The sequence below is a fragment of the Streptacidiphilus sp. EB103A genome (assembly GCF_041261405.1).
GTDB lineage: Bacteria > Actinomycetota > Actinomycetes > Streptomycetales > Streptomycetaceae > Streptacidiphilus.
On the sequence record NZ_JBGCAQ010000017.1, the window covers coordinates 111,133 to 136,146 of the forward strand.

Below are 25,014 nucleotides of genomic sequence, written 5' to 3' on the forward strand. Positions count from 1 at the left end.
AAGGGTTGCTAGTCGGTGGCCTTGGGGTGGCCGGTGCCCGCGTAGGTGATCAAGGCGGTATGGGTGGCGTCGTCCAGGAGGTACCAGATGCGTCCGCCGCCGGTGACCTCGTACTGCCACCGTTCCAGGATCTGGCCCTTGAAAGCGGCGGCGCCGAGGTTGCCCTTGAAGTCGGTGCTGGCGGTCGGGGCGGTCCATTGCACGCGGGTTGGCACGGATCTCTCGAAGGCGCGGCGCAGATTGTTCGCCGCTTGGCGGCCGAGGTGTTCCCAGCCGTCGGCGACCTCGGTATTGGCGAAGCGGATGTCGTACTCCTGGTCGACGGGCGGGGGTGCGGCGCGGCCCCCGCGTTTGGGGCTCACTCGTCCGCTCCGGGCATCGGCACCGGGCCCAGGTCGCCTTCGGGCTCGCGGGTGAGGATAGCCAGCAGGGCTGGGTCAGCGTAGACCTCGGCGCTGTGCTTCCACTGGGTCAGTAGCAGGGCGATGGGTGTGAGGTTGTCCAGGGACACCGCGCCGCGTGCGGTTGTCACGAGGTCGGCGAGGAGTATCTCGACGTCCTCGACGGGTAGGAAGGTGCTCCAAGGCAGGGCCTCGGGCAGGGCCTGGCGCAGGGCGGCGATGTTCTCGGTGCGGACCAGGCCGGCGAGCAGGCGCGAGGTGAAGTCGACGACACTGGCGTCGCTCTCCATCTGGTCCACGCGCATCAGGGCCAGGTCCCCGGCGTCACGCCGACGCAGGCGCAGTGCACGCACGCCATCAAGCCTGCGTGTGGTCGCGGCGGGGTGGTGGAGCAGCTCACTGAAGGGGACATCCTCGTAGGCCGTCGCCATAACATCCACACTAGCTCGGATGACGGGTCTACGTGCGTGACGCAGACGCGCGTAGGCCCGTCGCGATGATCGCCGCAGTCGCGCCGGGGAAGTCCGAACGGGTCGTCTGTTAGTTCACCCAGTCTTTGAGTGGCTCGGTGTCCAGGGTGATTCCCACTGGGGCTGGGAGTTCCGCCGGCTTTCCGAAGGGGAGTCGTCGCACGGTCTCATAGCGGGTGCCGTCCGGCTCGGAGTGGACGACGACCTCGCAGCTGTCACGGTCGATGAGCAGGTAGACGGGAATACCCGTCTCGGCGTAGGCACGGGGTTTGTCGATTCGGTCGCGCCGGTCGGTGTCGTCGTCGAAGGACGTCACTTCGGCGATGAGGAGAACCCCGTCGGTGGCAGCCCATTCGCTCTGTCCGGCCATGGCTCCGCTGGGTGCGAGGACTCCGTCGGGGCGGGCATGCCCATTGCGGTACGCGTGGATGCGCAGTCCCTGCTCGGGGAACAACCACAGCTCGGGTCGGGCCTGAATACAGATCCGGGTGAGCCACTGGATGATCATGGCGTGGTCGCCGTCCGGCACGGGCTTCTCCCACAGCTTTCCGTTGATGAACTCGAAGTAGACGTCTTCGCGGGCGGCGATCCGCGCGATTTCCTCGAACGTCTCTTCGGGCAGGCGGGGCTCGGAGGGGGTCGACCGGTGGTCGTTCAGTATGGTCACGCGAAGCCTCCTCAGCTGGTTGCCAAGATCATCATGTAGGTGCTGTTCCGTGTGCCGCTACCACGTCAGGATAGCGTTGCAACTCGTCGGACCCAGGTTCTTCGACGGATGGCACTGCGCTGGCCGAAGGCTGCCTTGAAGGGACGGCTGAGTTCGATACAGGCGACCCGATGGATGCCGATCTCGTCGGAGCCGCCCGTTTCGGTGAGGCGGCGACCGTGGCATTGAGTGTGCTCGGGCCGGGGGCGATGCCCGCAGTCCCTGCCGGCGGCAGCGACCGACCGCGAGGTCACCCAGGTGGTACGCGGGGTGATCCCGGCCTACTTCGCCGACTTCTGGGGCCGCGAGGAGGAGTTCACGGCCTTCCGGTCCGCCGCTGCCGCGGCGTACGTCCGTGCCGAGGACGATCACGGCGCGCCCGACACTGTCGACGACCGGGGCCGGTTGGGTGGGCTCAAGGTGCCCGCCCTGGTGCTGGTGGGACGTCACGACTTCATCTGCGGGGTGCGCTGGGCCGAGGAGCTGCACGCCCTGATCGCCGGGTCGGAGCTGGTGGTCTTCGAGGACAGCGGGCACTTCGCGCACATCGAGGAGCCGGAGCGGTTCGCCGAGGTCACCGGGTGGTTCGTGGCCGCGTAGACGCCGGTGGCCGGGCCCTTACGGAGGGTCGTTGCGGGCCACCTGCTTGGAGCAGCGTGGGGGAGGGGCTCGCGGAGGCCCTCTCTGCTGCTCTGACCTGCGGTTTCGCTGCGCCGGGACGGGCTTTCGGCGGCGATCTGACCGTGCGTTCGAAAGGGCCTCGGGGGAGGTTTGACCGACGGCGTCCACCCGTGCAGCCGATCCTGAGGTTGGGGTTTCGTCGCGACGGACAGCATCCGACTGCCACAGCGGTTGAACGTACCCGGAGGGTGACGCATGGCCCTGAACGGTCCTCCGTTCCTCGTCGCGACCATCGTGTTCGCACTGGTACTGACTCTGCTCACACTCGCGGTCTGGAACCGGCTCCCCGGCCCGAAGGCGGTGCGGGTCGGCGTGCGAATGCTGATGCTGACGGTGACCCAGGGGGCGGCGGTGCTGGTGACGCTGGTGTGCGTGAACAACAGTTACGCCTTCTACGACTCCTGGCCGGACCTGATGGGGACGCAGACCGGGGCGGCGCAGTTCGAGGACGGGACCAGCGGCATACGGCAGAGCTCGCTGAGCGCCGCGGTGCCGGTGCTCGCCAGCTTCCACCAGGGGGCACAGGGGCTCCAGGTCGCCGACCCGGTCGGGGCCCGGTCGCACATCCACGGTCAGCTGCTGGTCTGGCTGCCGCCCGAGTACGACGACCCCGCGCACGCCGGTGAGCGCTTCCCGGTGGTGCTGCTGCTGCCGGGGCAGCCGGGCACCCCGATGTCCTGGTTCGACGCCATGAACGGGCAGGACGAGCTGGCCCGGCTGGTGGAGGCGCACGAGGCCCGGCCGATGATCCTGGTCGCGGCCAAGTCGAACACCCTGGGCACCGAGGACGCCGGCTGCGTCGACCTTCCCGGCGGGCCGAAGACCGACACCTGGCTCGCCAAGGACGTCCCGGCCATCGTCAAGAGCCGGTTCCGGGTGTCCAACGACCCCTACGACTGGTCGGTGATGGGCTACTCGGCCGGCGGCTACTGCGCCACCGACCTGGCTGTGCACCATCCCAATGTGTTCCACTCCGCGGTCAGCATCTCCGGGTACAACGCCCCGGAGGCTGGGGTGGTGCTGCGCCGCGCCGCGCTGAGGGAGGCGAACAACCCGCTGCTGGTGATGCGGCGGGCGGCCCGCCAGCCGGACGTCGCGCTGCTGCTCACCGGCAGCCTGGAGGACGGCGACACGGTGCGGGACGCCCGTGCCCTGGTGAACGCGCTGCGGGCGCCGGCCACCGGCGACGTGGCCACGGTCGCGCGCGGCGGCCACAACATGGACGTCTGGCAGGAGATGCTGCCGACAGCGTTCCAGTGGATCTCCCGGCACCTGCGCTGAACCGGTGGTTCTGACGTACCTTTGCGCCGTGGGGTGGCGCCAAGGGCTCGGGTGGGAGTGGGAGTTGGATCGTATCCGGGAGAGGAAGGGCGACGGTGTGCGGCTGGCCGGCCGGTCGGCGCACGCGGCGTTCCCCTCGGCGCTGCGCGGGTGGCTCGGGCCGGTCGCGGCTCTCGCCGCGCTGGTGGTCGTCGTGCTCGGGGTGCGGTACGCCGGGCACCACCAGGCCGGCACGGTGGACGGGTGGATCCGGTCGGCGGTGGTCGGTGTGCGGCCCCCGGGGTGGCAGTCCGTCGCCCTGGACCTGGACGCGTTGGGGGAGCCCACCGGAGCGGTGACGCTGGTCGTGACTCTCGTGGTGGGTTGTCTGCTGCTTCGGCGTCCTCGCGCGGCGGTGCTCACCGGGGCCGGGGCCGGCCTGGCCGTGGTGACGTCGAGTCTGCTCAAGCATGTGGTGGGACGCACCATCCACGGTGAGAACCTGTCCTACCCCAGTGGGCACACCGCCTTCGCCACCGCCCTCGCCCTCGCGGTGGCGCTGCTCGCGGCCGAGCGTCTGGGCCGGCCGGCCGGCTTCCTGCTCGTGCTGACTGCGGCGCTCGTGGGCGGCGCCGCCATGGGCTGGGCGGAGATCGCCCTGGACGCGCACTACCCGACCGACGTCCTCGGCGGCTGGTGCACCGCACTGGCGGTGGTACCGGCGACCGCGTGGCTGGTCGACTGGACAGCCGACGTCGGTCGCCGGGTGCGCCGCTGACGGCACGGCACGGCACGGCACAGCACGTCAGGTCACGTCATGTCAGTCACGCCAGCCGGCGGAACACGGGCTTCACCGGTCGCCCGCCCACCCAGGGGGTCGGGTCGGCGGCGTCCAGCGCCTTTCGGTACACCGCACAGGCCTGGGCCACCACGTCGACGGTGTGGTCGACGTCGGCGTCGCTGAGAGCGCTGCTCACCACGAACGACGGGGCCAGCACCCCGCCCGCGAGGAGCTCGCGCAGGAACAGGGTGCGGTACGGCTGCGACGGCTGCCCGTTCTCGTCCAGGGTGGAGAACACCAGGTTGCTGGCCCGGCCCCGGACGACGACGTGTTCGCCGACCCCGTGGCTGGCCGCGGCGTCGCGGACGCCGGCTGCCAGCCGTTCGCCGAGGGCGTGCAGCCGCGCGGTGACGCCCTCCTCGACATAGGTGGTGAGCACGGCCATCGCGGCTGCCAGCGAGTGCGTCTCCGCGCCGTGCGTGGTGGACAGCAGGAACACCCGGTCGCCGGAGTGGCGCAGCCCGCCCCGCTCCATCACCTCGCGACGCCCGGCCAGCGCGGAGACGGCGAACCCGTTGCCCAGCGCCTTGCCGAAGGTGGAGAGGTCGGGAACGACGCCGTACAGGCCCTGGGCGCCCGCCTCGGACCAGCGGAGGCCGGTGATCATCTCGTCGAAGACGAGCAGGCAGCCGTGGCGGTCGGCCAGCTCCCGGAGGCCGGCCAGGTATCCGGGCGGCGGCTCGGTGCTGGTGGCGGGTTCGAGGATCAGGCAGGCGATCTCGTCCTGGTACCGGGTGAGCAGTTCCTCCGTGGCGGCGAGGTCGCCGTAGGGGAACGCCACGGTGAGCTCCGTGGTGGCCGCGGGGATGCCGGCGGACATCGGCGTGGTGCCGATGAACCAGTCGTCGACGGAGAAGAAGGGGTGGTCGCTGCAGACGGCCACCCGCAGACGCCCGGTGACGGCGCGGGCGAGGCGCACCGCGGCGGTGGTGACGTCGGAGCCGTTCTTCGCGAACTTCACCATCTCCGCGGTCGGCACCGTGGCCAGGAAGCGTTCCGCGGCCTCGACCTCGATGATGGACGGTCGGACGAAGTTGCTGCCGCGGTCGAGTTCCCGCCGTACCGCCTCGATCACGCGTGGGTGGGCGTGGCCGAGGCTGACCGACCGCAGGCCGGAGCCGTACTCGAGATAGCTGTTGCCGTCCACGTCCCACACCCGGGCGCCGTGGCCGTGGCTGATGACCGGGGCCAGACCTTCGGGGTACTGGTCGTCGCCCTTGGAGTAGGTGTGCGCGCCGCCGGGGATCAGGGCGTGCAGCCGCTCGTTCGCCTGACGCGATCGGGGCAGGAGGAGCTCATCGGTGTTCACGCCAACCTCAACTCTCTTTCGGCTCCAGGACCTGGGCGAGGCTCGGCGCCTCCCGGTCCCGCTGGGACATCGAGGTGACCGGCAGCGGCCAGGGAATGGCGAGCTCCGGGTCGTCGAAGGCGATGGTCACGTCCTCGGTCGGATCATGCGGGCGGTCGATCCGGTAGGAGACGTCGGCCGGTTCCGTCAGCGCCTGGAAGCCGTGCGCGCAGCCGGCCGGAATGTAGAGGGTCGACTGCGTCTCCCCGGACAGCTCGAAGGAGGCCCAGTTGCGGTAGGTCGGCGAGTCCGTGCGCAGGTCCACGACGACGTCGAAGACCCTCCCGTAGGAGCACCGCACGAGTTTGGCCTCGCCGGCGCCGGAGCGCAGGTGCAGGCCGCGCAGCACGCCCAGGACCGAGCGGGACACGCTGTCCTGGACGAAGGCGTCCGGGTCCAGGCCCACCGCGCGGATCACGTCGGCGTCGAAGGTGCGGCAGAAGAAGCCGCGTTCGTCGGCGTACGACGGCGACTCGAAGAGGTAGGCGCCGGCGATCGCCGGGACTTCGGTGGCCTTCATTCCGGTTGCCTTCACTTCAGGTGCCTGCATTCCTGCCGCTCTCATGAAGCCTCCTGCGAGGCGTTGACGTGTCCGGTCCCCGGGTACAGGACCGCGCTCAGGGCGGTGAACTGGTGGTCAAGGCGCCGGGCGGCGGCGCGGGTCCGCTCGGGGAGCTCTCGCCGCAGCTCCGCCGACCGCTGTTCCAGCGCCCGGAACTGCTCCAGCAGCCGGTCGGCGTCGACCTCGCGGGCCGGGTGGCAGAACTCGCCCAGTCCCATCCCCTCCAGCAGCGCCTCGCTCTTGGCCGCGTAGCAGAGCGCGAGCGTCGGCGTGCCGACCTTCAGCGCGCAGATCAGGTTGTGGTAGCGGGTCGCCACCACGGTGTCGACAGCGGCAACCTCCTTCATCAGGTCGGCCAGCGAGGACGTCTCGGCGAGGGTGACCAGCGGCGAGTCCACCGCGTCCAGGACGGCGGCGACCGCCGACGCGTCCACGTCGTCGCCGGTGATCAGCCGGACCGTCCTGCCGTCCTCGACCATCGTGCGGACGAAGCGGGTCATCCCGTCCAGGTAGCGGTCGTGGATCTGCTCGGCCCGGGCGCGGTCGTCGTTGCCGCCGTAGAAGGCCATGACGCCGACGCCGACCGCGCCCGGCGGGCCGGAAGGCGCGGTCGCCGGCAGCGACGGCAGCGAGAAGGCGAGGTCCGGGTAGACCTCGTCGCGCGAGGTGTCCACGCCCATCGCCCGCATCGCGTCGCGGGACTGGGCGTCCCGGTACGACCGGTACGCGGCCAGCCGCCCCGACCAGCTGACCAGGGTGCGGACCGAGCGGCGGCCGATGGTGGCGGCGCCGACGCTGACCAGCGCGACCCTGGTGCCGAACAGCCGGCCGGACGCGCAGAGCAGGAACAGCGAGTACGGGAAGCCCCACGGCCGCAGCGGCAGCGTGGCCTCCAGGACGCCCATGCCCGGCACGATCACCACGTCGTGCCGACGCACCCAGGCGGCGGTGCGGACGATGTCGACCAGTTTGCCCAGGCCCTTCCCGGCGACGGCACCCGCCCGCGACGCGGTCCGGTACTCCCCGGCGTACCAGTGCAGCCGGGTCGCGGGGATCCCGAACCGGGTCGTGACGGCCTCGGGCCCGCCGCACAGCGCGTCCACCACCGCTTCCGGGTGTTCGGCGCGGAGGTATCCGAGCACGGCCTCCAGGGACCCGTCGTTGCCGAGGTTGCCGGAGCCGAGCAGGCCGAACACCCCGACCCGCACCGGCGTCCCGTGAGTGGACGTCATGCCTGCCTCCCCTCACGGCCGGCGACGAGGGCGTCGATGGAGACCGTGAGCCGGCCCGGGTCGACCGGGGCGCGGTCCTCGACCCGCTCGCCGGCGCCCGGTCGGACCCGGCTGGCCATCCAGGCGGCCAGGTGGCGGTAGCACGCGCGCCGGTCGGCCGGGGACAGCGGCGCCCGTTGGATCGCCGCGACGAAGCCCCAGACGTACTCGGCGAGCAGCCGGGGCGTCGGGTGCAGCGGGCCTGCCCGGCGCGGGTCCAGGTTGACGCACCGGGCGCGCATGCCCGGATTGGCCCGCTCGGCGCGGGTGGGGTGGTCGCGGCGGAAGTACAGCACCTCCGGCACCTGGTGGAAGGGTCCGTGCAGGGTGAGCTCGGCGACGAAGGTGCGGTCCGCGTGGTGGTAGCTGTCGAGCGGCTTCACCCGGCGCAGCACATCGGCCCGCATCACGCCGTAGAAGTCGTCGCCACCGGGCTCGAAGAGCAGGCTGCGGAAGCGCTCCGGCGGGTGCGGCGAGTCGGTGGCGAGCCCGTACTCGTACGGGACCTTCACCCGGCCGTCGCCGTCGATGACCGCCTGGCCGGTGTGCGCGAGGAACACCTCCGGCCGCTCGTCCAGCGCCTCCACGCAGCGCCGCAGCAGGTCCCGGGCGTACAGGTCGTCGTGCGAGGCCCACTTGAACAGCTCGCCGCGGGATTCGGCGAAGACATGGTTGTGGTTCGGCGTGGCGCCGATGTTCCGGGGCTGCCGGAGGTACCGGATGCGGGAGTCCTTCTCGGCGTACTGGCGGCAGATGTCCTGGGTCCGGTCGGTCGAGGCGTTGTCGGAGACGATCAGCTCGAAGTCCTCGTAGGTCTGGCCGAGCAGGGCGTCGAACGACTCGGCCAGGTACTCCTCGCCGTTGTACACGGGCAGACCGATGCTCAGCCGGGGCCGAGCTGCCTTGGGCGCGGTCATGGGGTCCTCACTTCGTGGATGGGGTTGTGGTCGCGCCCGCGCAGGGCGGACCGCAGCTGCAGCCACCAGACGGCCGAGCTGCTGATGGTCGCGGCGGCCACGCCCCAGGCCGAGCCGACCGTGCCGCCCAGGACCGCCCCGCCGATCCCGCCGACGGCGTAGCAGGCGGAGGCGAACAGCTGGACGCGCAGGCTGAGCCGGGCCGCGCCGAGCGCGCGCAGCCCGGCCGTCGCGCCGATGCCGAGGCTGGCGCCCGCGACGCTGAGCGTGGCCGGCAGGATCAGCGCCGAGGCGGAGTGCCAGACACCGCCGAGCAGCAGCACCCCGACCCGGTCCGGCAGCAGCAGCAGTGCTCCGCCCCAGAGCAGCGCGGCGGCGGCCTGCCCGCCGCTGAGCAGGAGGCAGAACAGGCCCAGCCGGTCCGGGGCCCGGCGCAGCACCCGTCCCGCCTCCGCGACGGTGACCAAGGCCAGCCCCGTCAGCACGGCGTAGAACGGGCCGAGCAGGAGCTCGGCGCCCCGGACCACACCCACCGCGCTGACCCCGACGATGGCGCTGAGCCCCCAGGCCCGCAGCTGATACGCACCGCTGAGGCTGACGTTCTCGACCAGGTACCGGTAGCCGAGGTCGCGCTGCTCGCGCAGCCACTCGCGCGCTCCGGTCAGCTGGGGCCGGATGCCGGACTGGAGGCAGCCGAACCCCGCGGCCACCGCGGCGGACGCGCCCCAGGCGAGCAGGAAGGCGGGCACGCTGCCCACGCGGGCCGCCACCACCATGGCCGGGACCAGCGCGATGTCCCAGACGAGGTCGTTGAGGAAGGCTTTCTTCCCGGTGCCGGCGGCGAAGAAGGCGAACCGCCAGGCGTCCTGCAGCAGCAGCGCCGGAAGGATCACGCCGAGGCCGGCGTACGCGGAACCCACGTGGCCGCCGACGGCCAGCCCGGCCAGCAGACACACCGCGCCGATGGCGATACCCACGCCGAGCGCGGTGCCCGACGACCGGGCCACCGCCAGCCGCCAGGACGCCTCCGGCACGCCGCTGAAGCGCACCACGAGCGGGTCGGTGGCCAGCCCTCGGGAGACGTTGAGCACCACGCCGTAGGTCGCCCAGGCCAGGCTGAACACGCCGAACGCGGTCAGCCCCAGCTCGCGGGCCACATAGATTCCCACCGCGAAGTTGCTCAGGCTGCAGGCCGCCTGGTCGGCCAGTCCCCAGGACAGGCGTCCGGCTACGGCTCGTCCGGCGCTCTTCCGGGCGTGCCTGCCATGGGCCACCGGCGCCGTCACCGTCCCGCTCTCGGTGGTCATCCGCCCCCCGCCTTGATGAGGCCGGCCTCCCGCAGGGCGTCGGCCGCCACGGCGACGGTGTCGAACGGCAGCGCGGACCGCTCGGCGACGTCCAGCAGACTGTGCTCGCCGTCGGAGAGGCTGAGCACCCAGAGCATGGCCATCTGGGCCTGCTTGGCGTCACTGCGGCCACCGAGCGAGTCGTACAGCCCGCGCTTCCCCAACTGCGGTTCGCCGTAGGGGCTGAGGTTGGTGTACCGGCGGTTGCGGTCCAGCACGGCGAACGCCTCGCGGCAGGCGGCGAGGGTGTCCTCCATCGCCTCCGGGGTGACGAAGTCCGGGTTGTCCGCCGAGGTGTGGTACTCGGGGTACCCGGCGTACGGGGTCCGGCTGAGCGAGCCCACGCCGAGGTCGAACCCGGGCGAGCAGTACTGCCTTTCGTCGTAGCCGTACGGGGTGAACTCGTTGACCTGGTGCGGCCGTTCGGAGACGGCCAGGACGTGGCGCAGCACCCGGTCGATCTCCGCGTCGCCGCGTCTGCTCTGTTTGTACGTCAGTTGGCCCCGGTCGCCGGCGCAGGCCAGCACCAGCCCGTGCCTGACGCGGTCCACCCGCTCCGTGTTGCGGGCCAGCCAGGTGATCGCCCCGATGGTGCCGGGCGCGAAGATGAACCGGTAGGTGTACCACGGCGTTTGCTGCGCCAGCTCCTGGGCCAGCGAGACCGCCACCGCGATGCCGGCCAGGTTGTCGTTGGCGAGCGACGGGTGGCAGGTGTGGCAGGAGACGATCACCTCGTCGGCGACCTGCCCCGGGACCACGTGCTCGGCGTAGGTGAGGTGGCCGTCGGCGAGGGTGGAGTCGATGCGTACCTCGTAGTCCCCCTCCGGCAGCGCGTCCAGGACCTCCTGGGCCAGGCAGAACCCCCATGTCGGGGTGTAGTAGCTGGTGCGGTAGGGCACCAGGGCGGGTTGGTCGGGCAGGGTGTGCAGGTGTTCGCGCAGCTCGGCGAGCGGCATGGTCGTCGCCACCGGGACGCTGTAGCCGAGCACATGCAGGTTGGACGCGGCGAAGTCGACGACCCGCCGACCGGCCGGGTCGGCGATGTAGGCGTCCCGGATGTTCCACTCCTGCGGCACCGTCCAGTCCAGCACCTGAGTCCCCGTCGGCACCTCGTGCACCTCCAGCGGGAGGCACTCGCCGACGACGTCCAGGGTGGCCCGCACACCGTCGCCGGTGATGCTCCGGCAGAGCGGGTACAGCCGCTCCACCAGCGCGTGCATCCGGTCGCCGACCCCGGTCACCGGCGCCACCGCAGGGTGTCGTCGACGGCGCCGGCCTCGGACGCCGCGCGCAGCACGGCGAGCCGGGTGAAGCGGTCCCGGAAGTCCTCGGCGGTCAGCCCGTGTTCGCGGTACGCCTCGGCGAGTTCCAGCGCCCCTCGCTTCACCGACCACTCGCAGTCGAAGCCGGGTATCGCGGCGCGGAAGCGGGAGAAGTCCACCCGGTAGGACCGCGGATCGGCGCCGTTCTCCCCGGTGATCACCACCTTCGATCCCGGCACCGCCTCGGCGACCTGCCCGGCGATCTCGGCGACGGTGACATTGTTGGTCTCGGTTCCGATGTTGAACGCCTGGTCGTGGACCGCCTCCTGAGGCGCCGTCAGGGCAGCGGTGAAGGCCCGTGCGATGTCGGCCGCGTGCACCAGCGGGCGCCAGGGGGTGCCGTCGGAGAGCACCAGCACCTCGCCGGACAGGTAGGCATGGCCCACCAGGTTGTTCAGCACGATGTCGGCGCGCAGCCGGGGGGAGAAACCGAAGGCGGTGGCGTTGCGCATGTACACCGGGCTGAAGTCGCCGTCGGCCAGCTTGTGCAGGTCGTCCTCCACCCGCACCTTGGACTCCGCGTACGGCGTCACCGGGCGCAGCGGGGCGTCCTCGGCCACCAGGGCGTCGCCGCCGGAGGCGCCGTACACCGAACAGGTCGACGCGTAGAGGAAGCGTCGCACTCCGGCGTCGCGGGCCAGCCGGGCCAGCCGCACGGAGGCGTGGTGGTTGATGTCGTAGGTGAGCTCCGGCGCCAGCGATCCCAGCGGGTCGTTGGAGAGCGCGGCCAGGTGGATCACGGCGTCCACCCCGGCCACGTGTTCGGCGGTGACGTCGCGCAGGTCCACCCGGTGCCCCGGCGGGTCCGCCGGCTGCGGGCCCAGCACGCAGTCGGCGAACAGGCCGGCGTCAAGCCCGACGACCTCGTGGCCGGCGGCGGCGAGTACCGGGGCCATCACGGTGCCCAGGTAGCCCTGGTGTCCGGTCAGTAGCACGCGCATGGGTCATTCCCCCAGGTCGAGTATGAGTTTGGTGACGGCGAACGCCTCGGCGTAGCGCTCGTTGCATTCGATGCCGCGGATCCGGGCCAGCCCGAGGAAAGCCTCCCGGTCGTACCAGGACCGGTGCCGCTGCGAAGGGTAGTGCTCCTCCAGGAGCCGCACCTTTCGTTCCGCGACTTCCGGCGACAACGGCTGGTACGCGACCGGACGGCCGAGGTCGCCGTCCCATTTGACGATCTCGTAGCCGAGCACCAGGTGGTCCCGGAACGCGGTGGTGACCAGCTGGGCGAGGCCGCGGTGGTCCTGGTGCGCGTCCTCGGTGCGCGGGGCGAGCACCAGGTCCGGATCGGTCTCCGCGCGCAGGTCCTCGATCGCCTCCTTGGCCTCGGACCAGTGCGCGGGCAGCCTGCCGTCCGGCAGCTTGAGGACGGTCAGCCGCAGGTCGGCGCCCGGGCAGAAGGCGGCGAGCGCGGCCTGCTCCTCCTGCTCCCGCTCGCTGCCGCCGCCGGAGAGCACCAGCGCGTCGACGCGGATGCCGGGCCGGTCCTGACACAGCGTCAACAGCGTGCCGCCGGCGCCGATGGCGAGGTCGTCGCAGTGCGCGGCCAGCGCGACGATCCGGGTGCGGCGCCCGGCCCCGAGCCGGATCATGCGGTCTCCATGGCGGTCTGGCAGTCCCGTTCCCACACGGCCCACGGACGGTCGCCCCGGGCGTAGGCGGCGTCGAGTGCCGCCCGCTCCTTCACGGTGTCGGTCGGCTTCCAGAAGCCGCGGTGCTGGAAGGCCAGCAGGCGGCCCCGCTTGGCCAGTTCGGCGCATCCGTCGGCAACCAGGTCCCCGTCCTGCGGTATGTGGTTGAAGACCTCCTGACGGAGCACGAAGTAGCCGCCGTTCTCCCACAGCGGCAGTTCGCTCACCGCGGTGATGCCCCCCACCAGGCCGTCCTCGCCCAGGTCCACGCAGTGGAACGAGGACTGCGGCGGCACCACCATCATCTGCGCACCGGCGTCGCTCCGGGCGAAACGGTCGATCATCTCCGGCAGCGGGGCGTCGGTGAGCACGTCGGCGTAGTTGGCGAGGAACATCTCGTCGCCGTCCAGGTGGTGCCGCACCCGGCGCAGCCGCTCCCCGATCGGTGACTCGGTGCCGGTCTGCGCGAAGGTGATGGTCCAGTCGGCGATGTCGGTGGACAGCAGCTCGGGCCGCCCGTTGCGCAGCACGAAGTCGTTGGACGTCGTCTCCTCGTAGTTGAGGAAGAAGTCCTTGATGTGATGGGCCCCGTAGCCGAGGCAGAGAATGAACTCCTTGTGCCCGTAATGCGCGTAGTAGCGCATGACGTGCCAGATCAGCGGCCGCGGGCCGACCATCGCCATCGGTTTGGGGGTGTCGTCGGCGGTGCCGTTGCGCATGCGCAGCCCGTATCCGCCGCAGAACAGGACGACCTTCATGACTTCACCTCGACGGCGCTCGGTTCGACAATGCTCGGATCGACGATGCTCAGTTCCGGGATGGGGAAGACCAGTCGGCCGCCCCAGGCGTGCACGAAGGACAGCTGCTCGGTCAGCTCGGCCCGCAGGTTCCACGGGAGGACGAGCACGTAGTCGGGTTGGTCGACGCTGATCTGCTCGGGCGGCAGGATCGGGATGCGGGTGCCCGGGGTGAACCTGCCGTGCTTGTAGGGGTTGCGGTCGACCGTGTAGGCGAGCAGGTCCGGCCGGACGCCGCAGTGGTTGAGCAGGGTGTTGCCCTTGCCCGGGGCGCCGTAGCCGACGACCGTCTCACCGCGTTCGGCCGCGTCGATGAGGAACCGCAGCAGGTCCCGGCGGACCTTGGCCACCCGGGCGGAGAACTCGGTGTACCCGGAGAGCTCCTGCAGCCCGGCGGCCTTCTCCCGGGCCAGGACGTCGGAGACTCGCTGACTCGGTTCACCGGCGGCCTCGGCAGGCTGGGCCCACAGCCGGATGGATCCGCCGTGCGTGGGCAGCAGTTCGACGTCCACTAGGGCGAGTCCGCCGCTCTCCAGCGCCCGGATCGCGGACGCGACCGTGTAGTACTGGAAGTGCTCGTGGTAGATCGTGTCGTACTGGTTCTCCTCGATCAGCGTCAGCAGGTGCTGTACCTCGATGGAGACCCAGCCGTCGTCGGCGACCAGGGCGCGCAGACCCTGGGTGAAGCCGACCACGTCGGGGATGTGCGCGTACACGTTGTTGGCCACGACCAGGTCCGCCGGGCCGTGTTCGGCGCGGACAGCGGCGCCGACCTCGGGGCCCAGGAACTCCGTGAGCGTGGGCACCCCCGCCTCCCGCGCCGCGGCGCCCACGTTCACCGACGGCTCGATGCCGAGGCAGCGGATCCCGCGGTCCACCATGTGCCGGAGCAGGTATCCGTCGTTGCTCGCGACCTCGACCGTGAAGGCGTCGGGGCCGAGGCCCAGCCGCTCCACGGCGCCGGCGACAAAGGTGCGTGCGTGCTCCACCCAGGAGGTCGAGTAGGAGGAGAAGTACGCGTACTGCGTGAACGTCTCCTCCGGCGTGATCAGCGGCGGGATCTGCGCCAGCCAGCAGTCGGTGCAGACCCGCAGGTGCAGCGGGTAGGTCGGCTCCGGTCCGTCCAACTGCTCCGCGGCGAGAAAGCTCTCGCACGGTGGCGTCGCCCCCAGATCGACGACGCTCTCCAGCGCCGCCGAGCCGCAGAGTCGGCATCCTGTCATCGCTTGCTCCCACTCACACTCGCGCGGGTGTCCCCGCCGGACCGAGCCGCGATCGCCGCCCGGTATCCCTCCTCCAGACGCTCCAGCCCGACAGTCGGACTGAAGCCCTGCTCATAGCGGTGCCGAGCCGCCCGGCCCATCTCCCCGCTCCCATCCGCGTCCGCCGTGATCCGGCGCAGGCACAGGGCGAGTGACGCGGCGTCACCCGGCTGGTGCAGCAGCCCGGTCACCCCGTCCTCGACGAGTTCGACGAAGGCGCCGTGGCCGGCGGCGACGGTCGGGACCCCGGCCGCCATCGCTTCCACGACCACCAGGCCGAACGCCTCCAGCCAGGTCGAGGGCGCGACCACCGCGACCGACCGCGCGATGACCCGGCGGCTCTCCGCCGGGTCGCACAGGCCGATGAACCGCACGTCGTCCCGGCCTGCCGCCCAGGCGGCCACCTCGGGCTCCAGCGGTCCGGCGCCGGCGACCACCAGCGGCACGCCGACACCGCCCGCCCCGGAGACTTCGTCCCACGCGGCCATGAGCAGCCGCATCCCCTTGGCCTCGGCGAGTCGGCCCAGGTAGAGCAGATGCTCTCCCGGCCCCACCCGTACGGCGTCCGGTTCCGGCACGAAGTTGTGCTTCACCGCCAGCCGCTCGGGCGGCATGCCGGAGCGCACCAGGACGTGGCGCTGCGCCGCGGAGATGCAGAAGAAGCGGTCCACGCCGGACCACCACCGCCGTCGGTTGACCGCCAGGCTGACCGCCAGCGGCACCGTCGCCAGCCGGGAGTTCCGGTAGCAGCCGTGCCGGACGGCCGGCAGCGGCACCGCCGACCCGACGCACTCGGTGCACGGCCGACCGTCCCGCTGCAGCGTGCCGGGCGGGCAGACCTGGGTGTAGTTGTGCAGCGTGGCGACCACAGGCACGTCGGCGTCGGCGCAGGCGGCCAGCACCGCGGGCGACAGCAGCGGGAAGACGTTGTGGACGTGCACCACGTCCGGCCGCTCGGCCCGGAGCCGGGCGGCGAGCTCGGAGCGGACCGCCGGGTTCCACGGCACCAGCAGCGGCAGCGCGGCCTTGCCCGGCAGGGACCGGGCGGCGATGTCGTCGCTGCGCCGCTCGAACAGCCCGACCCGGTGGCCGGCCCCGCGCAGCAGCTCCACCTCCTGGTCGACGACGTTGTTCTCCCCGCTCGGCTGCGCCGAGGAGTAGCGGTTGTGCACCACGAGGACATGCATGGTCAGGCCACCTCCAGTTCCGGTCGCTGGGCTGCGGTACGCCTGGCCTCCCGGGGGCGGGACAGCGTGAGCCGCCGCCGACGGTCCTGCGGCGCCGGCAGCGGCACCGCCTCGGTGGGCGCCGCCAGCAGTGAGGCGGCCACCGCCAGATGCAGCAGGTACGGCGAGGCGTCGCCCAGTCCGACCTCGGTGTACGAGGCGATCACGCAGTAGCTGATCAGGAAGATGGCACAGGCCCTCGGCAGCGACGGCGGCCGCAGCAGCGCGATGCCGCCCAGCACGACGACGATCGCCGCCACCAGGGTGACGCCGAGCAGGCCCTGCTCGTGGAAGACGGCCAGCCAGCTGTCGTCGATCGGCAGCCCGCCGTACGACTTGTCGCCCAGGCCCACGCCGAACACGTCCTGCGAGACGGTCCGGGGGGCGCTCAGCAGGGCGTTCCAGACCTTCGCCCGGCCGGTGAGGCTGGCGAAGTTCTCCTGGCTCTGTCCGCGCAGGAACCAGGTCTGCAGCGCGGAGCTGAACCCGATCGCGGCCACCAGCGAGCCCAGCACCACCCAGGTGAAGAACCGGCGGGCGGCGGCGCTGGTCAGGATGAGCGAGCTGATCGCCAGGGCCAGCCCGACGAGCATGCCGAGGGTGGCGGTCCGGGTATGGGTCAGCGCCAGCAGGACGAACGACGGCACGATGACCACCGCCGCACCGGTCTTGGTGGTCCGGCGGCCCACGGCGAGCAGCACGGTGAGCCCGATGATCACTGCGGCGTACTGTCCGATCTGCGGCGGGGTCAGCGGCCACAACGCGCCGACCAGCCGCCCGCCGTAGAGGCCGGGCATGGCAGCCCCCGGTGAGACGGCCAGACCGGCCGCCACCGGCACCAGCACCAGGAAGTACATCCGGATGTGCAGCCTTACAAACGTCAGGCTGCCGTCCCACCAGCGGCTCAGCAGCCACAGTGTGCTGACGAAGAGCAGCAGCCGGAAGCAGCGGAACAGCGAGCCGTACCCGGATTCCAGGCGCGCGCTGGAGATCACACTCGCCACCAGCAGCAGGGTGAGCAGGAACATGTAGGCGCTGGGGCGGATGCGCAGCCGCAGATTGAGCGTGAGCGCCAGCACGAACGCGGTGACCAGCGCGCCCATGGTGACCAGTTGGATGAAGGAGCGGGGCAGCGGGACGATGGTCCTCGCCCCGGCCGAGCCGAGGGTGTTCAGGATCAGCAGACCCCAGGCCGTCCCGACGAGCTTCGGCGGATCGGCGGGGCGCAGCTCGGTGCCGGACCGCGCGCCCGTCGCGTCCGGCTCCTGCGGCGACCCGCCGCGCATCAGGCCCACGTCCACCATCTCAACCACCGGCCTGCGGGCCGAAGGTGCTGCCGGAGTCCTGCCGGTACGGCGCTCCCTGCCACTGCTTGACGTCGAGCACCAGGCCCTGGTCGTGGGCGACGAAGCTCCACGGTCCGACGTAGACGTTGTCGTACCAGCGGTTCTGCTGGGTGAAGGTGATCGCCTGCGCCACCCGGTCGCCCTTGTACGGCGACCAGTCCGGATAGCTGCCGTAGTTGGACAGCACCGCCATCCGGCCGCACTGCCCCGCGCAACCGGCGGTGGACGCGCTCTGTACGAAGCGGTTGCCGTGGATGTCCACCCGCTGGGTCTTCCACCGGCAGTCGGAGTTGAGCGGGGCTGTGGCGATGGCCGGCTGCGCGCAGCGCTTGACGTCCGGCACCAGCAGCGTGCAGTCACCTGACGAGGTGTTGGCCGGGCTGTTGCAGAACCGGTCGGCGTTCTCCCACAGGGTGATCCCGGACCAGTTGTCCTCCAGCACGTTGCCGTAGACGTCGATCCTGTCCGTGCGGGCCCGGATCCGCGGTTCGCCGCCGGACTCGGACAGGTAGACGGTCCCGTACGGGAAGTCGTCACCGGTGGCGGCGGCCGTGCGGCCCTCGACCAGGTTGTTCCGCCGGATGGTGTTGTACCGGATGACCGCGTTGTAGCTGGCCTCGTAGATCAGCGCGGCACCGTCGTTGGCCTCGATGACGTTGTCCTCGATAAGGAAGTCGTTGTTGTTGGTGTCCGCCCACAGCCCGGTGCCACGGTTGTCGTGCACCCAGTTGCCGCGGACGTCGGAGCCGTTGACGGCCCAGAACTTGATGCCCCCGCTGCAGCCGCAGCCCGGCTGCCGCCGCTCCCAGTCACCGGTGTTGTTGCCGGTGATCTCATTGCCCTGGACCACCAGGCCGGTGAGGGCGCCATCGCCCTTGTACGCGTTCATGCCGTACTGGCCGTTGCGGCGCAGGCAGTTGGAGCGGACCTGCTGGCGGGCGCCGGCCATCAGCCCGGCGCCGGAGTTGTCCTGCACCGTCGTGTGCTCGATCACCCACCCGTCGGCGGAGTCGTGGTTGACCACGCCCTCGTCCTGCGGGGCGGCGAAGTGCTGCACCGTCAGATCGCTGATGGTGACGTCCACGGCGCTGCCGCCGAACGCGGACTGGTTGACCTTCTGGCCGTCGAGCACCGCGGCCGGCGCGCCGAGGTAGACGTCCCCGTCCTTGGGGACGACCTGGTCGTAGGGGCCCGACCCGATCCTGTGCGTGCCCGGGCGAAGCCAGAAGGTGGTGTGCGGGGGGCTGTTCAGGGTCTTCGCGGCCAGGTCGCCGAGCACCGCGGGGTCGACCGTCACCGCGCCCGCCGGCGCTTGGGCCGGCCCGGCGGGGATCCGGTCGCACACCCGGGTCAGGGACGCCGGCGCTGCGCCGGTGGGCTCGGCGGTGGGCACGCCGGAGGGCGCGGCGGACGTCCCGGCGGACGGCACGCCGGTCGGCCCCGGCTGGCCGTCCGGCGTTCCTCCGCAGCCGGCGATCGTCAGCAGGGCCGTCGCCGACAACGCCGTCGACCACGCTCCGTGCCGCAACTTCCCCCCCACGTGCCCGTCTCCCTAGCTGTGTGCGAACGACCGGCCTGTCACTGGAACGCGAGCACCGTCGTTAACCCCTCCCCGCCGTCCATGGAACCGCTGCCGACCAGCGCGGTGGCGGGCTGCTTGCGACCGAAGCCGGCGGAGTACCAGCCCAGCGGTGGGTCGGTCGCGCCGCGATGCGCCTGCCAATGCAGTTGCTCGGGCAGGTCGAGCACCGCGGCGCGGTCCTCGCCGTCCACGGCCCAGGTGAGCTCGACCCGGTTTCCCACCAGCTCCGCGGCGATGGCAGGGCCGAGGTGGAACGCCAGGCGCACGTCCTGGCGCGGACCCTGCACCTCGTCCACGATCACCAACTCCCGGCTCGCGGCGGTCAGTTGCACCTGGCGACGGTGCACGGACCCCCGGTAGCCGTCGTGCTCGGCACTCCAGCGGCCGACGCCCTGGCCCGAGGTGTCCGCAGTCAGGACGCGGCTGCGGGCGTGCCGGGTCCACAGGAACGGGCCGCCGGAGCCGGACTGGTCGGCGCCGCCCAGTTGGAGGGTGTTGTGGCCCAGGGTCGACCGGAAGTACTGCCGCCACTCGGGCTGCCCGTGGTAGCAGTACGTTCCCGGGTCGGCGAGCACGTCCACCCCGTCGTGCCTGACCTCCACCGACAGCGCGTCGGCGTGGGCGTGCGCGGCGATGGACAGGAAGCCGTGCGGACCGCCGTCGCAGCGGCACCAGATCTCCTCCGGACCCCGCAGGACGGTCAGGCCCGCGTCGGCGAAGTGGGCCGGCCGCTCGGCCGGGCGGATCGCCGCCGGCGTGGTGGGCCGGATGAGCGCGGCCAGCAGCGGGGTGCGCACATCGGTGCCGGTCACGGTCGGCCACCAGTCGAGCCGGCCGAACACGGCGTCCCCGGTGGCCAGCAGTGAGGACCAGCGGTCGGTGCCCGTGCCGTCCACGACCAGCCCGTACCCGTCGTCGGCGTCGCCCTGGCGCGGCGGACGCAGCCGGTTGTCGACGACGGCGGCCAGCGCGTCGGTCATCCGCAGCAGCACCAGCAGGACCGCCGCGGGGACCGGCACCCCGGCGGCGTCCGCCTCGGCCACCGCGGCCAGGCCGAGCTCCAGCACGAGTCCGTGGTACTCGGTGGCCAGTTCGCGGTTGAGTCCTGAGTCGAAGGTGTTGCTGCGCAGATGCCGCTCCAGCGACCTCAGCGAGTCGGCCCGCCAGCGCGCCGATTCAGGGAACCAGCCGAACGCGCAGGCCCCGGCGAACTGTCCGGCAGCCTCGGCGATGACGTGGTTGTTGGCCGAGGACCCCCGGCTGGGGAAGGCGGCCAGCCAGCGCTGGTGGTGCCAGATCTGCTGCTGTGCCACCGGGTTGCCCTCGAACAGCGCGGACGCACCCTCCCATCCTTCGAGCAGGCGGCGGACCCACACCCAGGACAGCAGCCGGATGCCCAGCTCGATGCCGCTGACCCAGTGGACCCCGCGCAGCGGCGGGTTGGCCTCCCACCACGACCGCAGGTGCTCGGCCACGCGCTCGGCGTACCGGTCCTCCCCGGTGACCGCGTAGGCGGCGGCGAGCACGGTCAGGTGATGGTGCCGGGACAGCTCCCAGATCTGCTTGACGTCCCCGACCGCGTCCTCGTCGCGGTACGGAACGTCGAAGGCGTAGCCCGACGGGGCGCGGCGCCCGGTCTTCGGGTCGTACCACCAGTCCGGGGCGACGAGGTCGTCGCGGAGCACCCCGAAGTACTCGGCCTGACCGTCCATCAGCCGGTCCGCCTCGGCGAGGAGACGTTTGGCGGCGTCCGGCGGCACGGCGGCGAGGGTCCCGGCGGGCAGCACGGCGGTGAACCGGGCGCCGGTCACGCTCGGGGCGTCGGGCAGCGCGGACCGCCACCGCCGCCTGCGCAGGGTGTCGCCCACCCGGCCGCCGACCTCCCGTGGGCCCATCCGGGACAGCCGCCGGAGGTACCAGCCTGGAGTCGTGCCCCCGGTCATCAGGTCCGCTCCAACGTCACCGGCGCGTCGGCGGCCAGGCTGGCCCGCACGGCGAAGGTGGCGGCCGTGGTGGCGACCAGCGACTCCAGCGGCACCGGCATCGGCCCTCCGGTCCGCACGGCCTCCAGGAACGCGTCCAGTTCGGCGCGCTGGCCCTTGTCCCTGGCCTTGGGCAGCCGCGAACTGACCCACCGCTTACTGCCGGCTGTGCCACTCGAATACACCGAGGCGCGGACGAAGTCGTCGAGCCGCAGCACCTGGCCGTCCGCGACCAGGTCCAGCGTCTCCTTGGGGAAGCCGGGCGCGCCGTTGGAGACGTAGCTGATGGTCGCGGTGGACCCGCCGGGGTAGCGCAGCAGCACCTGCAGGTCCTCGTTGCCGGGCGTGGTGACCGCGTACACCGAGACCGGGTCGGCCCCCAGCAGCCAGCTCGCCGTGTCGATGAAGTGCCCGCCCTCGCCCTCGAACCGGGAGCCCTCGGTGTCCTGCTTGAGGTACCAGCTGCCGTGCTCCAGCTTGCCCGCGTTGACCAGGTAGCGCAGGCTCGCCGGACCGGTCGGGGCGCCGAACCGACCCCTCGCCTCCTGCAGCAGCGGAGCGAACCGCCGGTTGAATCCCACCTGCAGCCGCTCGTTGCCGGACTCCTCCACCGCCGCGAGCACACCGGCCAGTTCGTCCCCGGTGAGCGCCAGCGGCTTCTCCACGAACACCGTCTTTCCGGCCCGCAGTGCCCGTTCGGTCAGTGCGGCGTGCGAGCTGTGCCGGGTGGCCACGAACACCGCGTCGACGGACGGGTCGCCCAGCACGGCGTCGAGGTCGGTGGTCGCCTCGGCGAAGCCGAACTTGCGCTGCGCGTTGGCCGCGGACAGCGCCGTCGTGGTGACCACGGTGGACAGCTCGACGCCGTCGCGCCGGGCCAGGTGCGGCAGCAGCATCGAGGTCGCGTAGTTCCCCGCGCCGATGAACGCCAGCCGCAGCGACGCCTTGGCAGCCCGGGCCGGGGCAGGGCGCGCGGCCACCGCAGGCACGTTCAGCACCGGCGCGTCGACCGCCTCAACTGCGGCGTCGGGATACTGGAACAGCACCGCCACGGCCTTGAGGCCGCCGTCCTTCAGCAGTTGGTACGTCTCGACGGCGTCGTCGAAGTCGGCGACCTTGGAGACCAGGGGCTCGACATCGACGCTGCCCCGGGCCAGCAGGTCGAGGAAGCACGCCAGGTTGCGGCGTTCGGTCCAGCGCACATAGCCGATCGGGTAGTCCCGGCCCTCGAGTTCGTACGCCGGGTCGTAGCGCCCGGGGCCGTAGGAACGGGAGAACCGGACGTCCAACTCCTTCTCGTAGTACGCGTTCCAGGGAAGGTCCAGACGGCACTTGCCGATGTCGACGATCCGGCCGCGGTCCCGGCTCAGCTGGGCGGCCAGCTCGACCGGCTGGTTGCTGCTGCCTCCGGCCGCCAGGTACACCTGGTCCACGCCGTGACCGCCGGTGAGCTCGGCGACGGCGGCCGCCACGCCGGCGGACGCGGGATCGCCGCAGGCAGCGGCGCCCAGGCGCTCGGCGAGCTCGCAGCGCGCCGGGTCGGGGTCCACGCCGACGACGCGCACTCCCGAGGCGGCCAGCAGTTGCACCACCAGCTGCCCGATCAGCCCGAGGCCGATGACCAGCGCCACCTCGCCGAGTTGCGGCTCGCCCTGGCGGACGCCCTGCATCGCGATCGACCCGACGGTGCCGAAGGCGGCGTGCCGGGGCGCGAGCCCGTCCGGCACCCGGGCGTAGAGGTTCTGCGGCACCCAGTTCAGCTCGGCGTGCAGCGCGAACTCATTGCCGGCGCAGGCCACCAGGTCGCCGACCGCCACATCGTCGATCCCGGCGCCGACCTGCTCGACCACGCCGCACAGCGAGTAGCCCAGCGGCGTGTAGGAGTCCAGCTTGTTCATCACCTTGCGGTAGGTGGCGCCAACTCCATTGGTGGCCACGCTCTGCATGACCTTGGCCACCTGGTCCGGACGGGAACGGGCCTTGCCCACCATCGACATGCCGGCCTCGGAGACCTTCATCATCTCGGTGCCGGTGGAGATCAGCGAGTAGAGGCTCCGGACCAGCACACCGCCCGGTTTGCACCCCGGCACCGGCACGTCGAGCAGCGCCAGCTCACCGCTCTTGTAGTTCTGCACAACCTGCTTCACGCCAGCTCCTTGTTGTCCATCGCGCCGCGGTACCAGTACTCCAGAGTCAGCACATGCCACAGATGCTTGGAGTAGTCCTGCTGCCCGGCGGCGTCCGCGGCGACCATCCGGGCCAGCGCGTCGCGGCGCAGGATTCCGGAGCGGACCAGCTCGCCGTCGTTCACCACCTCGCGCACCAGCGGCGCCAGATCCCGGCTCATCCAGGCCCGCAGCGGGGCGCTGAACAGGCCCTTGGGCCGGTGGACGATCTCGCGCGGCAGGATCGAGAGGGCCGCCTCCTTGAGTACGGCCTTGCCCTGCCGCCCGACGATCTTGCGGTCGCCGGGCACCGCGAACGCCGCCCTGACCACCTCGACGTCCACGTACGGCACCCGCACCTCGGTCGACGCGGCCATGCTGGACCGGTCCGTGTAGGCGAGGTTGAGGCCCGGCAGGAACATCCGGGAGTCGGCCAGGCACATCCGGTTGACGAAGTCGTCGAGCTCGTTGTCCTGGTAGACGTCCCGGTGCTCGGTCAGCACGTCCTCGACCGTCCCGGCCAGGTCCGGATTGACCAGGGCGAGCAACTCGTCCTGGTCGTACATGGTGTAGCTGCGCCGGAACGCGGTCTCCTCGGGCAGGTCGGCGAAGGAGAGGAACCGCTTCGCGAAGCGCACCGACCGGTACCCCCGGTTGGCCGTGGCGACCGGCAGTCGGTTCACCGTCGCGGACACCCCGCGCCGCAGCGGCCCCGGGACGCGCTGGTAGCGCAGCGCGAGCTGGTTGGCCAGGTGCTTGCGGTAGCCGGCGAACAGCTCGTCGGCGCCCATCCCCGAGAGCATCACCTTGACCCCGGCCTCCCCGGCGGCCTGGCAGATCAGGAAGGTGTTGATCGCGGCGGGGTCGCCGATCGGCTCGTCCAGGTGGTACGCCATCTTCGGCAGCAGGTCCAGGACCTGCGGCGCGATCTCGATCTCGTGCAGCTCGACGCCGAACTTCTCGGCCACCTGCCGGGCGTAGCGCAGATCGTCCGGCATCGCCTCGAACCTGGCGTCCTCGGCGCGGAACCCGATCGTGTAGGCGGAGATCCCGGACTGGTGGCGGGCCGCCAGCGCGGTCAGGTAGCTGGAGTCGAGGCCGCCTGAGAGGAAGGTCGCCACGGGCACGTCGGACAGCAGATGACGCCGGGTCGAGTCCTCGACGATGGCGGCCAGGTCCGGAAGTTCGCCGCTCAGGGCCCGCTCCCGCCCCTCGGCGGCGACGTCCTTCAGGTTCCAGAACCGGCCGCGCTGCACGCTGCCGTCGGGACGGCACCGCAGCCAGCTCCCCGGCGGCAGCTTCTCCGCCTCGCGGAAGGCGCAGCGCGAGTCCGGCACCCAGTAGTACAGCAGCGAGGCCACCAGGGCCGCCTGGTCCACCTCCAGCGACCCGCCGCTCACTGCGGCGAGCGCCTTGAGCTCGGAGGCGAACACCAGGCCCGTGCCGCGCCGGAGCAGGAACAGCGGCTTGATGCCGAGCTGGTCGCGGGCGAGCACCAGCTCACCGGTGTGCTCGTCGAAGACGGCGAACGCGAACATGCCGCGCAGCCGGGGCAGGCAGTCCGTGCCCCAGCGCCGCCAGGCCTCCAGCAGCACCTCGGTGTCGGAGGTGCCCCGGAAGCGCACCCCGGCGGCGGCCAGCTCGGCACGCAGCTCGGGCGCGTTGTACAGCTCGCCGTTGTAGGAGAGCGAGAGGCCGTCCGAGACCATCGGCTGGGCGCCGGTCTCGGACAGGTCGATGATGGCCAGCCGACGGTGCCCCAGGTGCACCTCGCTGTCACCGACGGCGTGGCTGTACCGGCCCTCCCCGTCCGGACCGCGGTGGGCGAGGATGTCGGTGAGCCGGTCGGTGACGGCCTTCCCGTCCGGCCATCGGTAAGCGCCTGCTATGCCGCACAT

General features: G+C 71.7%; 22 protein-coding genes. 3 read left to right on the forward strand and 19 right to left on the reverse strand.

Features of this window, described 5'->3' with window-relative positions:
• Positions 1 to 8: 8 nt before the first annotated feature.
• The 3 genes from ABH941_RS27155 to ABH941_RS27165 all read right to left on the reverse strand — a co-directional run bounded on the left by ABH941_RS27155 (position 9) and on the right by ABH941_RS27165 (position 1,538).
• Positions 9 to 362: a hypothetical protein gene (locus ABH941_RS27155; protein WP_370132151.1), complete on the reverse strand. Its 354-nt coding sequence runs from the start codon at positions 360 to 362 to the stop codon at positions 9 to 11.
• A complete protein-coding gene (locus tag ABH941_RS27160) occupies positions 359 to 754 on the reverse strand; it encodes a hypothetical protein (protein ID WP_370132152.1) in 396 nt (131 codons plus the stop codon). Before ABH941_RS27160 ends, ABH941_RS27155 begins: the two co-directional genes overlap by 4 nt.
• A 187-nt stretch (positions 755 to 941) precedes the next feature.
• Complete coding sequence (locus tag ABH941_RS27165) at positions 942 to 1,538, reverse strand: Uma2 family endonuclease (RefSeq protein WP_370132153.1); 597 nt, start codon at positions 1,536 to 1,538, stop codon at positions 942 to 944.
• A 228-nt stretch (positions 1,539 to 1,766) separates the two neighbouring features.
• Here ABH941_RS27165 and ABH941_RS27170 point away from each other — a divergent pair, with 228 nt between their 5' ends.
• The 3 genes from ABH941_RS27170 (at position 1,767) to ABH941_RS27180 (ending at position 4,296) form a co-directional block, all read left to right on the forward strand.
• Positions 1,767 to 2,177 carry an alpha/beta fold hydrolase gene (locus ABH941_RS27170; protein WP_370132154.1) on the forward strand — a complete coding sequence of 137 codons (411 nt, stop codon included), beginning with the start codon at positions 1,767 to 1,769 and terminating at the stop codon, positions 2,175 to 2,177.
• A gap of 276 nt (positions 2,178 to 2,453) precedes the next feature.
• Positions 2,454 to 3,539 (forward strand): alpha/beta hydrolase, encoded by a 1,086-nt coding sequence (locus tag ABH941_RS27175; protein ID WP_370132155.1) that lies wholly within the window; start codon positions 2,454 to 2,456, stop codon positions 3,537 to 3,539.
• 103 nt (positions 3,540 to 3,642) lie between these two features.
• Entirely contained in the window at positions 3,643 to 4,296 is a 654-nt protein-coding gene (locus ABH941_RS27180; protein WP_370132262.1) for a phosphatase PAP2 family protein, read from the forward strand.
• Positions 4,297 to 4,342: 46 nt separating this feature from the next.
• Here the strand turns inward: ABH941_RS27180 and ABH941_RS27185 are convergent, their stop codons facing one another.
• From ABH941_RS27185 to asnB, 16 genes are read right to left on the reverse strand one after another with little or no spacing between them, the layout of a single operon-like run.
• Positions 4,343 to 5,668, reverse strand: a complete 1,326-nt coding sequence (locus ABH941_RS27185; protein ID WP_370132156.1) for a glutamate-1-semialdehyde 2,1-aminomutase — start codon at positions 5,666 to 5,668, stop codon at positions 4,343 to 4,345.
• Positions 5,669 to 5,675: 7 nt separating this feature from the next.
• Positions 5,676 to 6,227: a dTDP-4-dehydrorhamnose 3,5-epimerase gene (gene rfbC / locus ABH941_RS27190; RefSeq protein WP_370132157.1), complete on the reverse strand. Its 552-nt coding sequence runs from the start codon at positions 6,225 to 6,227 to the stop codon at positions 5,676 to 5,678.
• Positions 6,228 to 6,268: 41 nt separating this feature from the next.
• Positions 6,269 to 7,501 (reverse strand): polysaccharide pyruvyl transferase family protein, encoded by a 1,233-nt coding sequence (locus ABH941_RS27195; protein WP_370132158.1) that lies wholly within the window; start codon positions 7,499 to 7,501, stop codon positions 6,269 to 6,271.
• Complete coding sequence (locus tag ABH941_RS27200) at positions 7,498 to 8,457, reverse strand: glycosyltransferase family 2 protein (protein WP_370132159.1); 960 nt, start codon at positions 8,455 to 8,457, stop codon at positions 7,498 to 7,500. Before ABH941_RS27200 ends, ABH941_RS27195 begins: the two co-directional genes overlap by 4 nt.
• On the reverse strand, positions 8,454 to 9,764 hold the full coding sequence (locus ABH941_RS27205; RefSeq protein WP_370132160.1) for a hypothetical protein: 1,311 nt from the start codon (positions 9,762 to 9,764) through the stop codon (positions 8,454 to 8,456). The genes ABH941_RS27200 and ABH941_RS27205 overlap by 4 nt, the downstream gene beginning before the upstream one ends.
• Positions 9,761 to 11,053 carry a DUF4910 domain-containing protein gene (locus tag ABH941_RS27210; protein WP_370132161.1) on the reverse strand — a complete coding sequence of 431 codons (1,293 nt, stop codon included), beginning with the start codon at positions 11,051 to 11,053 and terminating at the stop codon, positions 9,761 to 9,763. The genes ABH941_RS27205 and ABH941_RS27210 overlap by 4 nt, the downstream gene beginning before the upstream one ends.
• Positions 11,041 to 12,066, reverse strand: coding sequence for an NAD-dependent epimerase/dehydratase family protein (locus ABH941_RS27215; protein WP_370132162.1), 1,026 nt, complete (start codon positions 12,064 to 12,066; stop codon positions 11,041 to 11,043). The genes ABH941_RS27210 and ABH941_RS27215 overlap by 13 nt, the downstream gene beginning before the upstream one ends.
• Positions 12,067 to 12,069: 3 nt before the next feature.
• Positions 12,070 to 12,717, reverse strand: a complete 648-nt coding sequence (locus ABH941_RS27220; protein ID WP_370132163.1) for a PIG-L deacetylase family protein — start codon at positions 12,715 to 12,717, stop codon at positions 12,070 to 12,072.
• On the reverse strand, positions 12,714 to 13,514 hold the full coding sequence (locus tag ABH941_RS27225; protein WP_370132164.1) for a glucose-1-phosphate cytidylyltransferase: 801 nt from the start codon (positions 13,512 to 13,514) through the stop codon (positions 12,714 to 12,716). Before ABH941_RS27225 ends, ABH941_RS27220 begins: the two co-directional genes overlap by 4 nt.
• Positions 13,511 to 14,776, reverse strand: coding sequence for a class I SAM-dependent methyltransferase (locus tag ABH941_RS27230; RefSeq protein WP_370132165.1), 1,266 nt, complete (start codon positions 14,774 to 14,776; stop codon positions 13,511 to 13,513). The genes ABH941_RS27225 and ABH941_RS27230 overlap by 4 nt, the downstream gene beginning before the upstream one ends.
• Entirely contained in the window at positions 14,773 to 16,002 is a 1,230-nt protein-coding gene (locus tag ABH941_RS27235; protein WP_370132166.1) for a glycosyltransferase, read from the reverse strand. The genes ABH941_RS27230 and ABH941_RS27235 overlap by 4 nt, the downstream gene beginning before the upstream one ends.
• Before the next feature lie 2 nt (positions 16,003 to 16,004).
• A complete protein-coding gene (locus ABH941_RS27240) occupies positions 16,005 to 17,345 on the reverse strand; it encodes an O-antigen ligase family protein (RefSeq protein WP_370132167.1) in 1,341 nt (446 codons plus the stop codon).
• 1 nt (position 17,346) lies between these two features.
• Complete coding sequence (locus ABH941_RS27245; RefSeq protein ID WP_370132168.1) at positions 17,347 to 18,927, reverse strand: right-handed parallel beta-helix repeat-containing protein; 1,581 nt, start codon at positions 18,925 to 18,927, stop codon at positions 17,347 to 17,349.
• Between the two features lie 38 nt (positions 18,928 to 18,965).
• Positions 18,966 to 20,912: an alginate lyase family protein gene (locus ABH941_RS27250; RefSeq protein WP_370132170.1), complete on the reverse strand. Its 1,947-nt coding sequence runs from the start codon at positions 20,910 to 20,912 to the stop codon at positions 18,966 to 18,968.
• Positions 20,912 to 23,098, reverse strand: a complete 2,187-nt coding sequence (locus tag ABH941_RS27255; RefSeq protein WP_370132171.1) for a bi-domain-containing oxidoreductase — start codon at positions 23,096 to 23,098, stop codon at positions 20,912 to 20,914. Before ABH941_RS27255 ends, ABH941_RS27250 begins: the two co-directional genes overlap by 1 nt.
• On the reverse strand, positions 23,095 to 25,014 hold the full coding sequence (gene asnB / locus ABH941_RS27260) for an asparagine synthase (glutamine-hydrolyzing) (RefSeq protein ID WP_370132172.1): 1,920 nt from the start codon (positions 25,012 to 25,014) through the stop codon (positions 23,095 to 23,097). Before asnB ends, ABH941_RS27255 begins: the two co-directional genes overlap by 4 nt.

Coding starts and splice junctions, on each gene's coding strand:
- ABH941_RS27225 (WP_370132164.1), bottom strand. CDS start 13,514: ATGAAGGTCGTCCTGTTCTGCGGCGGATACGGGCTGCGCATGCGCAAC.
- ABH941_RS27230 (WP_370132165.1), bottom strand. CDS start 14,776: ATGACAGGATGCCGACTCTGCGGCTCGGCGGCGCTGGAGAGCGTCGTC.
- ABH941_RS27250 (WP_370132170.1), bottom strand. CDS start 20,912: ATGACCGGGGGCACGACTCCAGGCTGGTACCTCCGGCGGCTGTCCCGG.
- ABH941_RS27240 (WP_370132167.1), bottom strand. CDS start 17,345: ATGGTGGACGTGGGCCTGATGCGCGGCGGGTCGCCGCAGGAGCCGGAC.
- asnB (WP_370132172.1), bottom strand. CDS start 25,014: ATGTGCGGCATAGCAGGCGCTTACCGATGGCCGGACGGGAAGGCCGTC.
- ABH941_RS27195 (WP_370132158.1), bottom strand. CDS start 7,501: ATGACGTCCACTCACGGGACGCCGGTGCGGGTCGGGGTGTTCGGCCTG.
- ABH941_RS27235 (WP_370132166.1), bottom strand. CDS start 16,002: ATGCATGTCCTCGTGGTGCACAACCGCTACTCCTCGGCGCAGCCGAGC.
- ABH941_RS27200 (WP_370132159.1), bottom strand. CDS start 8,457: ATGACCGCGCCCAAGGCAGCTCGGCCCCGGCTGAGCATCGGTCTGCCC.
- ABH941_RS27215 (WP_370132162.1), bottom strand. CDS start 12,066: ATGCGCGTGCTACTGACCGGACACCAGGGCTACCTGGGCACCGTGATG.
- ABH941_RS27175 (WP_370132155.1), top strand. CDS start 2,454: ATGGCCCTGAACGGTCCTCCGTTCCTCGTCGCGACCATCGTGTTCGCA.
- ABH941_RS27220 (WP_370132163.1), bottom strand. CDS start 12,717: ATGATCCGGCTCGGGGCCGGGCGCCGCACCCGGATCGTCGCGCTGGCC.
- ABH941_RS27205 (WP_370132160.1), bottom strand. CDS start 9,764: ATGACCACCGAGAGCGGGACGGTGACGGCGCCGGTGGCCCATGGCAGG.
- rfbC (WP_370132157.1), bottom strand. CDS start 6,227: ATGAAGGCCACCGAAGTCCCGGCGATCGCCGGCGCCTACCTCTTCGAG.